The organism is Zobellia sp. B3R18, assembly GCF_018860715.1.
Classification (GTDB): domain Bacteria; phylum Bacteroidota; class Bacteroidia; order Flavobacteriales; family Flavobacteriaceae; genus Zobellia; species Zobellia russellii.
The window spans coordinates 412,015-425,617 of the sequence record NZ_JAHKQG010000011.1 but is presented as its reverse complement, the minus strand read 5'-3'; the positions used below and the strand labels follow the sequence as shown (position 1 = coordinate 425,617).

Below are 13,603 nucleotides of genomic sequence, written 5' to 3'. Positions count from 1 at the left end.
TGGTCTTAGAAAATACGTAAATAAAGCTAGTTTGGATGTTTGTGCTTTTGGATGAAAACTAGTGCTTTCATTAAGATAGGTCTATTAAACAATAGAAAGATTACACGTATTATAGGAATTTAGAGATTGAGTGCGAACAGCTCTAAATTCTAAATATAAATTGAAGCTCCTGCTGGGGACTGGGATAATTATGAAAGATGCAGGCTTTAGCGTGAGATTGACTATTAATGAAACTTTAGTTTGGAAAAACCTGGGAGCAGGTAAGGAAATCTCTGTTGGATATAGTAAATAGATCAGGTTATGCTATGAACCTACTTGCAATTTTATGAAAATTAAAAGGCCCTTCTACAGGGCCATTTTTATGTTCGGTCAATTCAATGTTTTTAGGGTGCTATAAGATTCCTATCAAATCTAAAACGAGTGCCACCGGTACTGCTAATAAGATAAATACCAGACAGGCAATCATAATTCTAAGAAATCCATTGAGCATTTTTACTCCAAAAGTTAGCTCTTGTTCCATAAGTGTTAGATTTCTTTAAATTTAAGAAATTAATAAATATGAAGCTTAATTTTTGCGAATTATTTGACTTAACTGATTTATGTTTAGTATGTTTCTTGGTTGAAGTGTGTAATAAAAACGGTGAAACGTATCTTGGTTAAATGGAAATACCGATTATTCAGGTAATTTGCATCACTTTTTTAGAGGGAATCACAAGTTTATGAAAACCTGGATTCTTGCAAAAGGGGTGAATTTTAAATAGAAATTTACAGGAGCTTTCGAATGTGGTTCATGATTTCCGAGCTGGCCCCTTTATTTTTAGAAATGTAGCCTGCATTTATTTCGCCTGTCTTTTTTCGGAATTCGGGACTATCTAAGAATTTTTTCAACAGTTCACCAAATGTCCATTGGTCTTTTATGGGGTAAATACCCTTCCGGTCTACCAAATCTTCCGCTTCTTTAAACCCTTCGTAATGAGGTCCAATAATAACCGGTATTCCAAAAACAGCTGGTTCTAAGGTATTGTGCAATCCGGTAGAAAAAGCTCCGCCAACGTAGGCGATATCGGCATAACTATAAATTTTTGTGAGCATCCCTATATTGTCAATAATTAACACATCATAATCGCGAAGATTGTTGTTGTCAATTTTTGAGTAGAGTGTGGTTTTTTTTGTAAATGCACCGGCAAGGCCCAAAATTTTATCCTTTTTTATAGTATGCGGGGCTAGTACGTACTTTAAGTTTTTAGGAGCATGGTTGATGTGGTCTATTAATATGACTTCATCTTCGGGCCAAGTGCTTCCGGCAACAAAACATAGTTTGTCGTTTTTAAAGACTTCCATAAAATCCAAGGTGTTATCTCTATCCAAAATTTCGGAAACACGATCTAAGCGGGTGTCCCCACTAGTTTCGGTATTGGTTATTCCAATGGATTTCAATAGTTTTTTTGAATTTTCGTCCTGAACAAAATAGCCCGAGAATTTTTTAAGTGTATTTCTCATAAATCCACCGTAAGGCTTAAAGTAAACTTGGCTTTTTTTGAACAAGGCAGAAATTAAAATGGCCGGGACTTTGTTGGCTTCCAATGCCCTTACATAGTTAGGCCAAATCTCATATTTTATAAAAATGGCCAAGTCCGGATGTACGGATTTTATGAAGCGAGATGCATTTTTTTTGGTGTCCATGGGCAAGTAGGCCACAACATCTGCTGCAGAGGTATTCTTTTTTACCTCATATCCTGATGGAGAAAAAAAGGTGAGTACAATTTTATGGGTAGGGTATTCTTTTTTTAGCTTTTCTATAATAGGTAGCCCTTGCTCAAATTCACCTAGTGAAGCGGCGTGTACCCAAAGTGTTTTGTCTTCTTTGGAAATAGCGTTATCCAGTAGGTAAAAGGAATGCTTTCGGCCGTTTACGAACAACTTTAATTTAGAATTGAAATGGGCCAGAATTTTCAGGAAGAACCAAGAAATCTGAACAATCACATTATAGATGCTATGCACTGATTCATATTTTGGGCTAAATTACACTTCTTTACATAAAATTGTACTGCTTGGTTTCGTATTTTTGCACAGATTTATATAATTCATGGCGATGAAAAAAATTCAAATGGTCGACTTGGGAGGCCAGTACGAAGGAATAAAAGAACAGGTAAATTCGGCTATAGCTACTATAATGGAAACTTCGGCCTTTATAAACGGTCCGGAAGTACAGTCGTTTCAAAAGGAGTTGGAAGAATACTTAGGTGTAAAACACGTTATTCCTTGTGCCAATGGTACGGATGCTTTGCAGATTGCCATGATGGGCTTGGGACTCCAGCCTGGAGATGAGGTCATTACTGCAGATTTTACTTTTGCTGCCACCGTAGAGGTAATTGCCCTTTTGCAATTAACACCGGTGTTGGTAGATGTGGAACCAGATTCGTTCAATATAGATATTGCGGCTGTTGAAAAGGCCATAACGCCTAAAACCAAAGCCATTGTTCCTGTTCATTTGTTTGGGCAATGTGCCAATATGGATGCTATTATGCAATTGGCGGAACAGCATAACCTATATGTTATAGAAGATAATGCACAAGCTATTGGAGCTGATTATTTGTTCGATAATGGGGGTAAACAAAAAGCTGGAACCATAGGTCATGTGGGCGCTACTTCTTTCTTTCCCTCAAAGAATTTAGGGGCATATGGAGATGGAGGAGCAATCTTTACCAATGATGATGAATTGGCGCATACATTAAGAGGTGTTGTAAACCATGGTATGTATGAGCGCTACCATCATGATGTGGTAGGGGTCAATTCTAGATTGGATTCTATACAAGCGGCGGTTCTTCGTGCAAAACTGCCAAAGTTAGATGAGTACTGTGACCGCAGGAGACAAGCGGCCAGAAGTTATAATTCCGCTTTTAAGGGGCAAGAACATATTATTACGCCTGTAACGACCAAGTGTAAAAATGAGATTTGCCAAGATTGTACCTGCCACGTATTTCATCAGTATACATTAAGGGTCACCAACGGAAAACGAGATGCTTTGGTAAAGCATTTGGCCGAGAACGATATTCCTTGCGGGGTTTATTACCCTATTCCCTTACACAAGCAAAAAGCCTATGCGGATGAGCGTTATAATGAAGCAGATTTTCAGGTTACGAACCAATTGGTGAAAGAAGTTATTTCATTGCCTATGCATACAGAGCTGGATGATGAGCAAATAGATTTTATTACAACAACAGTTTTAAATTTTGTAAATGGTTAAGAGTGCTTTCGCTTCTTAATCATGGATTTTTAAAAACGAATTAGATTATAAATTACAGAAGGAACCAAACAGGTGTTTTATAGGTTTCGAAAAAATTGAACTATGAAAATATTAGTGACCGGCGGGCTCGGCTTTATTGGATCGCATACAGTTGTAGAACTTCAGAACAAGGGGTTTGAGGTGGTAATAATAGATGATTGTTCTAATTCATCCGAAAAAGTATTGGAGGGTATTTCTTCAATATCCGGTAAAATGCCACTTTTTGAAAAAATAGACTTAAAGGAAAAGTCAAAGGTTGAAGATTTTTTCAGAAGACATCAGGATATTGAAGGGGTAATTCACTTTGCAGCCTCAAAAGCAGTTGGTGAAAGTGTTGAGAAGCCTCTTCTGTATTACGAAAACAATATTGGTACGCTAGTATACCTATTAAAAGAACTGTCTAAGAAAGACAATTCCAATTTTATATTTAGCTCTTCTTGTACGGTTTACGGTCAAGCCGATGAAATGCCTATTAGTGAGAAGGCCCCGGTAAAACCGGCAGAATCGCCTTATGGTAATACCAAGCAGATGGGCGAAGAGATAATTCGCGATACCTGCGCTATTACGCCGGCATTGAATGCTATAGCGTTGCGCTATTTTAATCCTATGGGAGCGCACCCGAGCGCTAAAATTGGGGAATTGCCTATTGGTGTGCCACAAAATCTAGTGCCGTTTATTACGCAGACTGGTGTGGGCCTAAGAGAGCAGCTATCTGTTTTTGGAGATGATTACCCTACTGAAGATGGCACTTGTGTTCGTGACTATATTTACGTAGTAGATTTAGCTCAAGCACACGTACAGGCACTACAACGGTTGTTGGATAATAAAAACGAAGATAACTACGAAGTCTTTAATCTAGGTACTGGAAAAGGAAGTTCAGTGTTAGAGGTAATACACAGTTTTGAAAAAGTTTCAGGAAAAAAGCTGAATTATAAAATTGTAGATAGAAGACCTGGTGATGTTATATCTGCTTATGCGGATACAAAGAAAGCAAATGAAGTTTTGGGCTGGAAAGCACAATATTCCTTAGATGAAGCAATGAAATCCGCTTGGGAGTGGGAACAAAAAATTAGGGCTTAACCTAATTGTCTTGTGTTTTCTGTAACTAGGGGTTATTTTTTTGTAAATCCAAAACCAACGTTACACTCAACAACGTAGTTAATTTATGGTTTTGAATTTTTCCAATAGTACAGAATTGCTTGCCAATGCAGAAAAGAACGACCTTTATAAAAAGTTGGTTGCCCAATTGATAAAGGATTTTGGTCTGGCCAATATTCATATTGGCCTTAGTCCAGATGTACATCCGGAGGGTTTAAAAAGTGTTCTAAAGGAGAAAATATATTACCTTATCATGGAGCGTTTTTCTGAATACCTCAATTTGCTCTACATTGTAGATGTTCCGGAGAAGGCCTTTAAAGAAATAACCGTCACCGATGTAGTTGAGGTGGCGGATCAAGTGGCCTTTCTCATATTAAAAAGAGAACTACAAAAGGTATGGCTTAAAAGTAAGTACTCCTAAAAGTAGACCCTCACAAAAGGAAGCCAGGCATTTGCATAAATACTCTTATTGTCATCATAGAGCAGGTTGTAGCTAATTCCAAGCGTAAAATTCCGGTCTGTATATCCTAGTCCTAGGAATAGTGCCGGAGACCAATAATTGTCTTCAATATCAGGAAAACCGTTAATAGAAATTGATCGGTTAATTCGTAATTGCTCTAGTTCCGCAGAAATTTGAAGAAATGGTAAAGGGTTGTACAAAGAAAGGATGCTGCCGCCATAAGCGTACCTTTTGTCATTGTTCAATTTGGCATAGTTAAACGTCAAACTAACGCCACTGGAAAATTGATCGTTAAATTGATATATGGTACTAGGTGAGACAGATGCATTAAAGCCGCCATTGGTGAGTCCAAAACCTAGCCCGCCTCCAAATTTTACGTTATTCCAGAAATCTGAAGGTGCAGAAGTGTTCTGTGCGGAACAATTTAATGCAAAAACGATAAGAAATAACCCTAAAAAAGTACTTTTTGGGATCTTATAAAGTTTTTTAATCATTATCTTTATTTTTTCAAAATTGCATACTAAGATACATCCCAGAAATGGGAAATATTGTATTTTTGTACCCATTTATTTGCATGACAGAGAATCTTCTATGGACAAATATTCCTTTCTAAATACCGCTCATACTTCTTTTTTTGCGGAATTATACGACAAGTATCTTATCAATCCCGACAGTGTAGAACCTAGTTGGCGTGCCTTTTTTCAAGGTTTCGATTTTGGAACCGAATCTGCTCTTGACGGGTTGGATGTTGAGGCTTTAATAGCTGAGAGTGGCGCACAGGGCGGTGCTGTACAGCAAATGCCGGAGTCGCTTCAAAAGGAGTTTCAGGTTATTCGCTTGATTGATGGTTACCGTAGCCGAGGGCATTTGTTTACTAAAACAAACCCTGTTCGCGAACGTAGACAATATGAGCCTACACTGGATATTGAGAACTTTGGACTCTCACAAGGTGATATGGATACGGTTTTCAATGCCGGTGAGATTATTGGTATTGGAGCAAGTAGTCTAAAAGAAATTATTGATCATTTACAACATATTTATTGCGATGCTATTGGTGTTGAATATATGTATATCCGTAAACCGGAGCGTGTTGAGTGGATTCAGAATTGGTTGAACGTAAATGACAATCACCCAAAATTTGATGCCGAGCACAAAAGACGGATTCTGAAAAAATTGAATCAGGCTGTTTCGTTCGAAGGTTTTTTGCATACTAAATATGTAGGTCAGAAACGATTTTCCCTAGAAGGTAATGAGTCATTGATTCCTGCTTTGGATGCTGTAGTGGAGCGTGCTGCCGAGCTTGGTGTAGAGCAGTTTGTTATGGGAATGGCCCACAGGGGGAGACTTAATGTACTTACCAATATTTTTGGAAAAGCCGCAAAGGATATCTTTAGCGAGTTTGATGGTAAGGATTATGAGCAAGAGATTTTTGATGGTGATGTAAAATACCATTTAGGCTGGACGTCCGAACGTAAAACGGATAACGGTAACAGAATAAAAATGAACATTGCACCCAATCCATCGCATTTGGAAACCGTTGGTGCCGTTGTAGAGGGTATAGCCCGTGCAAAACAAGATGCTCATTTTCCGGATGACTTTTCAAAAGTATTGCCAATAGTTGTGCATGGTGATGCGGCTATTGCAGGCCAGGGTCTTGTGTACGAGTTGGTTCAGATGGCTAATTTGGATGGCTATAAGACCAACGGAACTATTCATATGGTGGTCAATAACCAAATAGGTTTTACCACAAACTATTTAGATGCACGTACGTCTACCTACTGTACGGATGTGGGTAAAGTTACTTTAAGTCCTGTTCTGCATGTAAATGCAGATGATGCAGAAGCTGTGGTGCATGCCTCACTTTTTGCTCTGGAATACCGTATGCGTTTTAATAGAGATGTGTTTATTGATTTGCTAGGGTATAGGAAGTATGGTCATAATGAAGGTGATGAGCCTCGTTTTACACAACCTAAATTGTACAAGGCTATAGCTAAGCATCAAAATCCGCGTGATATATATGCGGAAAGATTGTTGGCGGAAGGAATTATAGAGGCCGACTATGTAAAAAAATTAGAAGAGGAATACAAGGCTTCTTTGGAAGAAGAGCTTGTAGATTCCCGTAAAGAAGATAAAACGGAAATCACTCCGTTTATGGCGGACGAATGGAAAGGTTTTTCCAATGTTCGTGAGTGGGAGATGATGGAGAAAGTAGATACCACTGTTGATAAGGAGGAACTTACCAAGGTGGCAAAGGTAATCACACAACTGCCAAAGGATAAGAAATTCTTGCGTAAGGTAGAGAAATTGGTGAGAGACCGTAAAAACATGTTCTTCGAGACCGATAAGCTAGATTGGGCTATGGGCGAATTATTGGCTTATGGTACTTTGTTGCAAGAAGGTTATGGTGTGCGTATGTCCGGTCAAGATGTTGAACGTGGTACTTTTTCGCATAGACATGCCGTAATGAAGGTAGAGGAGAGTGAAGAAGAAGTAATGTTGTTAAATCATCTTAGTGACAAGCAAGCTAAGTTTCAGATTTATAACTCATTATTGTCCGAGTATGGTGTAGTTGGTTTTGATTATGGTTATGCCATGGCAAGTCCCAATACATTAACTATTTGGGAGGCGCAGTTTGGGGATTTTAGTAATGGTGCCCAAATTATGATAGACCAGTATATCTCTGCGGCAGAAGATAAGTGGAAACTACAGAACGGATTGGTAATGTTGCTTCCTCATGGTTATGAAGGTCAAGGAGCGGAACATTCCTCTGCTCGTATGGAAAGATATTTGCAGCTTTGTGCAAGGGACAATATGTACATAGCAGATGTTTCAACTCCAGCTCAGATGTTCCATATTTTAAGAAGGCAGATGAAAGTTAATTTCAGAAAACCTCTTATCATATTTACGCCAAAAAGTTTATTGAGGCATCCTAAGGCAGTTTCGTCCGTAGATGAATTGGCAACCGGTAGTTTTCAAGAAGTTATAGATGATGCTTCCGTAACTGTAGAAAAGGTAAAGACTCTTGTGTTCTGTACCGGTAAATTTTATTATGATTTATTGGCGGTAAAAGAAGAGCAGAATAGGGAAGATGTGGCATTGGTTCGTGTAGAGCAATTGTTTCCGCTTCCGACTGAAAAAATGAAGGAAATCATTGCAAAATATGACAAGGTGGACGATTTGGTGTGGGCACAGGAAGAGCCAAGAAACATGGGGGCTTGGAGTCATATGATGATGCATTTTAGTGATTCGCACAAATTCAGGGTAGCTTCAAGAAGATTTTATGCTTCTCCAGCGGCCGGTAGTGCGGTGCGTTCAAAAATGAGACATCAGCAAGTAATTGATTATGTATTCGATAAGACAAAGAATAATATGTCAAAACCAATACCTAAACCTACTAACGATTAAGGTTTAGGCGATTTTAATAGTAAAGATAACACAGCAAATAAGTATAGCATGATATTAGAAATGAAAGTCCCATCTCCGGGTGAATCTATCACCGAAGTAGAAATTGCGGAATGGTTGGTAGAAGATGGTGATTACGTTGAAAAAGACCAGGCCATTGCCGAGGTGGATTCAGACAAGGCTACATTAGAGCTTCCTGCTGAAGAAAGTGGGGTTATTACGCTAAAGGCCGAAGTTGGTGATGCTGTTGCCGTTGGAGCCGTAGTTTGTTTAATCGATACAGATGCTGCAAAACCAGAAGGGGCTGCTGCGGAAAAGGGTTTAGCTGAAGATAAAAAAGCGGAGCCTAAAAAGGAAGAGGCAAAAGCGCCGCAACCTGCACAGGCAAAAGAAACGTATGCTTCAGGAGTAGCTTCTCCTGCTGCTAGAAAAATATTGAGTGAAAAAGGTATCGATTCTTCTTCTGTAAAAGGAAGTGGAAAAGATGGGCGTATCACTAAGGATGATGCTGTAAACGCTGTTCCTTCTATGGGTACACCTACCGGAGGAAGTAGAGGAGAGACGCGTTCAAAACTGTCTATGTTGCGCAGAAAAGTTGCGGAGCGTTTGGTTTCCGCTAAGAACGAAACAGCAATGCTTACCACCTTTAACGAGGTTGATATGTCTGCTATTTTTGAACTTAGAAAGCAATATAAGGATGATTTTAAAGCCAAGCATGGTGTAGGTTTAGGTTTTATGTCCTTTTTTACAAGAGCCGTAGTTCGTGCATTGGAAATGTATCCGGCGGTAAATTCAATGATTGATGGGAAGGAAATGGTTTCCTATGATTTCTGTGATATTAGTATTGCGGTTTCAGGTCCTAAAGGATTGATGGTTCCGGTAATTAGAAATGCGGAGAACCTTACTTTTAGGGGGGTTGAAGCGGAAGTAAAAAGATTGGCTATTCGTGCCCGTGAAGGTGAAATCACTGTAGATGAAATGACCGGAGGTACATTCACTATTACTAATGGAGGTGTTTTTGGGTCAATGTTGTCCACACCAATTATCAATCCACCGCAAAGTGCCATTTTAGGAATGCACAACATTGTGGAAAGACCTATTGTTAGAGATGGGGCTATTGCTATTGCACCTATAATGTATGTGGCCGTATCTTATGACCACCGTATTATTGATGGAAAAGAATCTGTAGGATTCTTGGTCGCCATTAAGGAAGCATTGGAAAATCCAGAAGAATTATTAATGGATGGTAATGTTAAGAAGGCTTTAGAAATGTAGAAAATACTCTTCCTTATAATATATAACCCTAAAATTTTTAAGTCTTTTAAAGAGTTTTAGGGTTTTTTCTTGTTGCATAATTACGTCTTTGGGGTATGTTGCCTACATTCTTAGATATACACAATATTTGTCATAATCAATGACTGCTTTTGCTTTTTTTAGGACATCTGCACCTATGATTCCGTCTACCGGAAAACTGTTGTGTGCGGTTAGGGCTTGGTTAACATGAACTAAATCAAAAAGTACAATTTTTAAAGTTTTCGCTTTCCAGTTGCCTATTTGAATTTTGTTTTTGTCAGATATAAGGGTTTCCATATCCGTGGCTCCCGCTCCTGCGGCTTTAATTTCAGACGCTTCGGAGGCAAGTCCAAATTGCTTTATTTTGTCAATGCCAATACAGGTGTTTGATGCCCCGGTGTCTAAAATGAATCTTCCGGTAATACCATTTATTTTAGCTGAAATCTCAAAGTGATCGGTTTTGGTGAGTTTTAACGGGATTTGGGTGTACTTTTTTTTTCGTAGGAATCTTTTCAAAGAGGACATGTATTCTTTTTGTCAAAGATAAGGCTATTTTTGCAGCATGATACTAACGGATACCCACACACATTTATACAGTGAAGCTTTTGATGAGGATAGGGAAATTGCTATTGATAGGGCAATTGCCATTGGTGTAAAACGGTTTTTTATACCAGCTATTGATTCAACTTATACAGGTGCTATGTTGGCACTAGAGAAATCATACCCGGAACATATTTTTTTGATGATGGGCTTGCATCCAACTCATGTAAAAGAGAATTACAAGGAAGAGTTGGGCCATGTAGAGGAGATGCTTGAGCAACGTAATTTTTATGCCGTTGGTGAAATTGGCATTGATTTGTTTTGGGATAAAACCTTTTTAAAGGAGCAACAAGACGCTTTTAGGGCGCAGATTCAGTTGGCAAAAAAGTATAAATTGCCCATTGTTATCCATTGTCGTGATGCTTTTGATGAGGTTTTTGAGGTTTTGGAGAGTGAGAAAGGAGATGAGTTGCATGGAATTTTCCATTGTTTTACGGGGAATCTGGAACAGGCTCAAAAAGCAATATCCTATAATATGAAGCTGGGTATTGGTGGTGTGGTTACCTTCAAAAATGGAAAAATAGATACGTTTTTGGCTGAAATTCCACTGGAGCATATCGTTTTGGAGACTGATTCGCCTTACCTGGCTCCGGTGCCATATCGTGGAAAACGAAACGAAAGTGCATACCTTATGAATGTGCTTGAAAAACTGGCCGATGTTTATAATGTGTCTACGGAGCTAATAGCAGATGTCACCACAGAAAATTCAAAGCAGGTATTTGGGGTTTAAAACGTCCTGTTTCTTCAGTATAAAAATAAATATGTAGGGTTTGGGAGATAAAAGTAACATCCTTTTAATATACACGGGCGGTACTATAGGTATGGTCAAGGATTATGAGTCGGGGGCGCTTAAGGCATTTAATTTTGATAAATTACTAAAGAATATACCCGAGTTAAAGCAGTTGGATTGTACCATTGATTCCGTTTCTTTTGAGGAACCGATAGATTCTTCCAATATGAACCCAAAGCATTGGGTAGAGATAGCTTCTATTGTAGAGAGTCATTATGATTCCCATGATGGGTTCGTGGTACTTCATGGTAGTGATACTATGAGTTATACGGCTTCTGCATTAAGTTTTATGTTGGAAAATTTGGCCAAGCCGGTCATTTTTACCGGATCGCAATTGCCCATTGGAGATTTGCGGACAGATGCAAAGGAAAATCTGATTACTTCCATTCAAATAGCGGCTTTGCAGCGAAACAAAAGGCCTGTAGTGCAAGAGGTAGGCCTTTATTTTGAATATAAATTGTACAGGGGCAATCGTACCACCAAAATAAATGCGGAGCATTTTCAGGCGTTCGCATCGTTGAATTACCCTGAATTGATTGAGTCCGGTGTTCATTTAAAGGTAAGTGAAGAATATTTGCTACCTTATGTGAGGCGCAAAAGGTTCAAGGTCCATAAAAATATGGATACCAATGTTGTGGCTTTGAAACTTTTTCCAGGTATTGGGCCTGCTGTTTTGGAAAGTGTGGTGGCTATTCCGGGATTAAAAGGTTTAATTTTGGAAACATATGGAGCCGGAAATGCGCCAAATGAGCCTTGGGTCATAGATATTTTAGAAAAGGCAAAAGAAAATAATATTCATATTATAAATGTTACACAATGCTCGGGAGGTAGTGTTTCTATGGGGCGTTATGAAACAAGTAAACAGTTGGAGCGGCTGCAAGTTATTAATGGTAAAGACATTACGACCGAAGCTGCAATTGCCAAGTTAATGTACCTTTTGGGTAATAATGTATCGCCAAAATTGTTCAAGAGCATATTTGAGACTTCGCTGCGTGGAGAGATTCAAGAAAATTAATAGTTTTAATTTCATCAACTAATATTTTTTTTGTTATTTGGGCACCCCTTAAAAAGGGTGATCTTGTCTGGTCTGTTTTTGTAAAAAGGTAGAAAAGGACAGGTTTAAAATAGAGAGGTGGCCGAGTGGTCGAAGGCGCACGCCTGGAAAGTGTGTATACACCAAAAGTGTATCGAGGGTTCGAATCCCTTCCTCTCTGCAGAACAAAAAGATTTTTCAGTTTAAATTAGTTTGAACTGGAAATATTTGTAAGTTTAATTTTTATATGCAAAATGGAGGTCTATGCTTGATTTGTTCAGGCACGGACGCGGGTGTGAAAACCTGTTTCAATGTCTTGCTCAGTATTTGGCAACCACTTCCCCGATGCAACGAAGTTTTACTTTTTTTATTGTGATTTTTTTTTATCTTTAACCCTATTAAATAACTAATTTAAGTTTGAACAAATGAAAAAATTATCCTCTATCCTAGCCGTGGGCGGGTTGTTTGTAATGAGTACAAATACTGTTAATGCAATGGCTAATACAGCAATGATGCTGCAAGATGCCCCGGCTGAAGCTGAAAAAGGTTTCACCCAAGTGTTGAAAGAAATGTTTATACAAGGTGGTGCCGGCTTTATGGGTATTGTTCTTTTATGTTTGATTCTTGGTCTTGCGGTAGCGATCGAAAGAATCATCTATTTGAACATGGCAACTACGAATACTGCTAAACTAAGACAACAAGTAGAAGATGCATTGGCATCGGGTGGTGTTGAAGCTGCTAAAGAAGTTTGTAGAAACACTAAAGGACCTGTTGCTTCCATTTACTACCAAGGTTTGGATAGAGCTGGAGAAAGTGTAGAGTCTGCTGAGAAGGCTGTTGTAGCTTATGGTGGTGTTCAAATGGGTCAATTGGAGAAAAACGTTTCTTGGTTGTCTTTATTTATCGCTATTGCTCCAATGCTTGGTTTCATGGGTACGGTAATTGGTATGATTAAGGCCTTCCAGAAAATTAGTGCAGTGGGTAACTTAAGTGCGTCCCTTATTGCAGGTGATATCCAGGTAGCGTTATTGACTACGGTATTCGGTCTTATTACCGCTATTATCCTGCAAATCTTCTATAACTATATTATCGCTAAGATTGATAGTATCGTTAATGATATGGAAGATTCGTCTATTGTTTTGATAGACATGTTGGTGGACCACAAAAAATAAGTTTCACACGTAATACCTAAAATTATGCACAAAATTGTAAAGATAATATTGGTTGTTGTGGGCTTGATAGGCGCTGCCTTATGGTTCATGCTTCCAGAGTCTGAGACACCTGCCTCTGAGGCGGTAAATAACGGGGCTCTTAACGGAATGTTCGCTATTACTTGGTTGCTATTGGGAATAGCGGTTGTGTTCAGTCTTGTATTTGCTCTTAAAAACCTATTTTCTAATCCAGCTAATTTAAAGAAAACACTATTTGTAGTTGTTGGTTTCCTTTTAGTTGTTGGGATTGGTTTTGTAATGGCTAGCGGAACCGATGTTAGCGTTCAGGAAATGGCAGACAGAGGTGTACCGACTGATGAGGCTGAGATAAAGCAGATCGGAGCAGGTATAAATGTATTTTTCATATTAACCTTGGTGGCCGTTGGGTCTATGCTTTGGGGTGGTGTGAGAAAAATGATAAAATAATTAA

At 38.8% G+C, this 13,603-nt stretch carries 12 protein-coding genes and 1 tRNA gene; 10 read left to right on the top strand and 3 right to left on the bottom strand.

All coding sequences use genetic code 11. The features are described 5' to 3' along the window. Window positions 1-765 precede the first annotated feature (765 nt). Window positions 766-2,001: a 3-deoxy-D-manno-octulosonic acid transferase gene (locus tag KO513_RS08310; protein WP_215913003.1), complete on the bottom strand. Its 1,236-nt coding sequence runs from the start codon at window positions 1,999-2,001 to the stop codon at window positions 766-768. A gap of 91 nt (window positions 2,002-2,092) precedes the next feature. Between KO513_RS08310 and KO513_RS08305 the strand changes: the two genes are divergently transcribed. The 3 genes from KO513_RS08305 to KO513_RS08295 all read left to right on the top strand — a co-directional run bounded on the left by KO513_RS08305 (window position 2,093) and on the right by KO513_RS08295 (window position 4,805). Then, window positions 2,093-3,247 (top strand): DegT/DnrJ/EryC1/StrS family aminotransferase, encoded by a 1,155-nt coding sequence (locus KO513_RS08305; protein ID WP_215913002.1) that lies wholly within the window; start codon window positions 2,093-2,095, stop codon window positions 3,245-3,247. Window positions 3,248-3,349: 102 nt separating this feature from the next. Beyond that, complete coding sequence (gene galE / locus KO513_RS08300) at window positions 3,350-4,366, top strand: UDP-glucose 4-epimerase GalE (RefSeq protein ID WP_215913001.1); 1,017 nt, start codon at window positions 3,350-3,352, stop codon at window positions 4,364-4,366. A gap of 85 nt (window positions 4,367-4,451) precedes the next feature. Then, a complete protein-coding gene (locus KO513_RS08295) occupies window positions 4,452-4,805 on the top strand; it encodes a hypothetical protein (RefSeq protein ID WP_215913000.1) in 354 nt (117 codons plus the stop codon). Here the strand turns inward: KO513_RS08295 and KO513_RS08290 are convergent. Further along, on the bottom strand, window positions 4,802-5,338 hold the full coding sequence (locus KO513_RS08290; protein WP_252735713.1) for an alpha-ketoglutarate decarboxylase: 537 nt from the start codon (window positions 5,336-5,338) through the stop codon (window positions 4,802-4,804). The two genes, KO513_RS08295 and KO513_RS08290, sit on opposite strands and share 4 nt — an antisense overlap. Window positions 5,339-5,435: 97 nt before the next feature. Between KO513_RS08290 and KO513_RS08285 the strand changes: the two genes are divergently transcribed. Continuing rightward, a complete protein-coding gene (locus KO513_RS08285) occupies window positions 5,436-8,249 on the top strand; it encodes a 2-oxoglutarate dehydrogenase E1 component (protein WP_215912999.1) in 2,814 nt (937 codons plus the stop codon). Between the two features lie 48 nt (window positions 8,250-8,297). Further along, window positions 8,298-9,521, top strand: a complete 1,224-nt coding sequence (gene odhB, locus KO513_RS08280; RefSeq protein WP_215912998.1) for a 2-oxoglutarate dehydrogenase complex dihydrolipoyllysine-residue succinyltransferase — start codon at window positions 8,298-8,300, stop codon at window positions 9,519-9,521. Between the two features lie 102 nt (window positions 9,522-9,623). Here the strand turns inward: odhB and KO513_RS08275 are convergent, their stop codons facing one another. After that, on the bottom strand, window positions 9,624-10,064 hold the full coding sequence (locus KO513_RS08275; protein ID WP_215912997.1) for a retropepsin-like aspartic protease family protein: 441 nt from the start codon (window positions 10,062-10,064) through the stop codon (window positions 9,624-9,626). A gap of 37 nt (window positions 10,065-10,101) precedes the next feature. Between KO513_RS08275 and KO513_RS08270 the strand changes: the two genes are divergently transcribed. The 5 genes from KO513_RS08270 (at window position 10,102) to KO513_RS08250 (ending at window position 13,599) form a co-directional block, all read left to right on the top strand. Next, window positions 10,102-10,869 (top strand): TatD family hydrolase, encoded by a 768-nt coding sequence (locus KO513_RS08270; RefSeq protein WP_215912996.1) that lies wholly within the window; start codon window positions 10,102-10,104, stop codon window positions 10,867-10,869. Between the two features lie 40 nt (window positions 10,870-10,909). Then, entirely contained in the window at window positions 10,910-11,944 is a 1,035-nt protein-coding gene (locus KO513_RS08265; RefSeq protein ID WP_215912995.1) for an asparaginase, read from the top strand. Window positions 11,945-12,055: 111 nt separating this feature from the next. Beyond that, window positions 12,056-12,143, top strand: a tRNA-Ser gene (locus KO513_RS08260). 244 nt (window positions 12,144-12,387) lie between these two features. Beyond that, window positions 12,388-13,134, top strand: a complete 747-nt coding sequence (locus tag KO513_RS08255) for a MotA/TolQ/ExbB proton channel family protein (RefSeq protein WP_215912994.1) — start codon at window positions 12,388-12,390, stop codon at window positions 13,132-13,134. A gap of 24 nt (window positions 13,135-13,158) precedes the next feature. Beyond that, window positions 13,159-13,599: a hypothetical protein gene (locus tag KO513_RS08250; protein ID WP_215912993.1), complete on the top strand. Its 441-nt coding sequence runs from the start codon at window positions 13,159-13,161 to the stop codon at window positions 13,597-13,599. Window positions 13,600-13,603 lie beyond the last annotated feature (4 nt).

What these genes read in the sequence shown, in the direction of transcription:
- galE (WP_215913001.1), top strand. Translation starts at nt 3,350, where the DNA reads ATGAAAATATTAGTGACCGGCGGGCTCGGCTTTATTGGATCGCATACA.
- KO513_RS08305 (WP_215913002.1), top strand. Translation starts at nt 2,093, where the DNA reads ATGAAAAAAATTCAAATGGTCGACTTGGGAGGCCAGTACGAAGGAATA.
- KO513_RS08275 (WP_215912997.1), bottom strand. Translation starts at nt 10,064, where the DNA reads ATGTCCTCTTTGAAAAGATTCCTACGAAAAAAAAAGTACACCCAAATC.
- KO513_RS08250 (WP_215912993.1), top strand. Translation starts at nt 13,159, where the DNA reads ATGCACAAAATTGTAAAGATAATATTGGTTGTTGTGGGCTTGATAGGC.
- odhB (WP_215912998.1), top strand. Translation starts at nt 8,298, where the DNA reads ATGATATTAGAAATGAAAGTCCCATCTCCGGGTGAATCTATCACCGAA.
- KO513_RS08270 (WP_215912996.1), top strand. Translation starts at nt 10,102, where the DNA reads ATGATACTAACGGATACCCACACACATTTATACAGTGAAGCTTTTGAT.
- KO513_RS08290 (WP_252735713.1), bottom strand. Translation starts at nt 5,338, where the DNA reads ATGATTAAAAAACTTTATAAGATCCCAAAAAGTACTTTTTTAGGGTTA.
- KO513_RS08295 (WP_215913000.1), top strand. Translation starts at nt 4,452, where the DNA reads ATGGTTTTGAATTTTTCCAATAGTACAGAATTGCTTGCCAATGCAGAA.
- KO513_RS08255 (WP_215912994.1), top strand. Translation starts at nt 12,388, where the DNA reads ATGAAAAAATTATCCTCTATCCTAGCCGTGGGCGGGTTGTTTGTAATG.
- KO513_RS08285 (WP_215912999.1), top strand. Translation starts at nt 5,436, where the DNA reads ATGGACAAATATTCCTTTCTAAATACCGCTCATACTTCTTTTTTTGCG.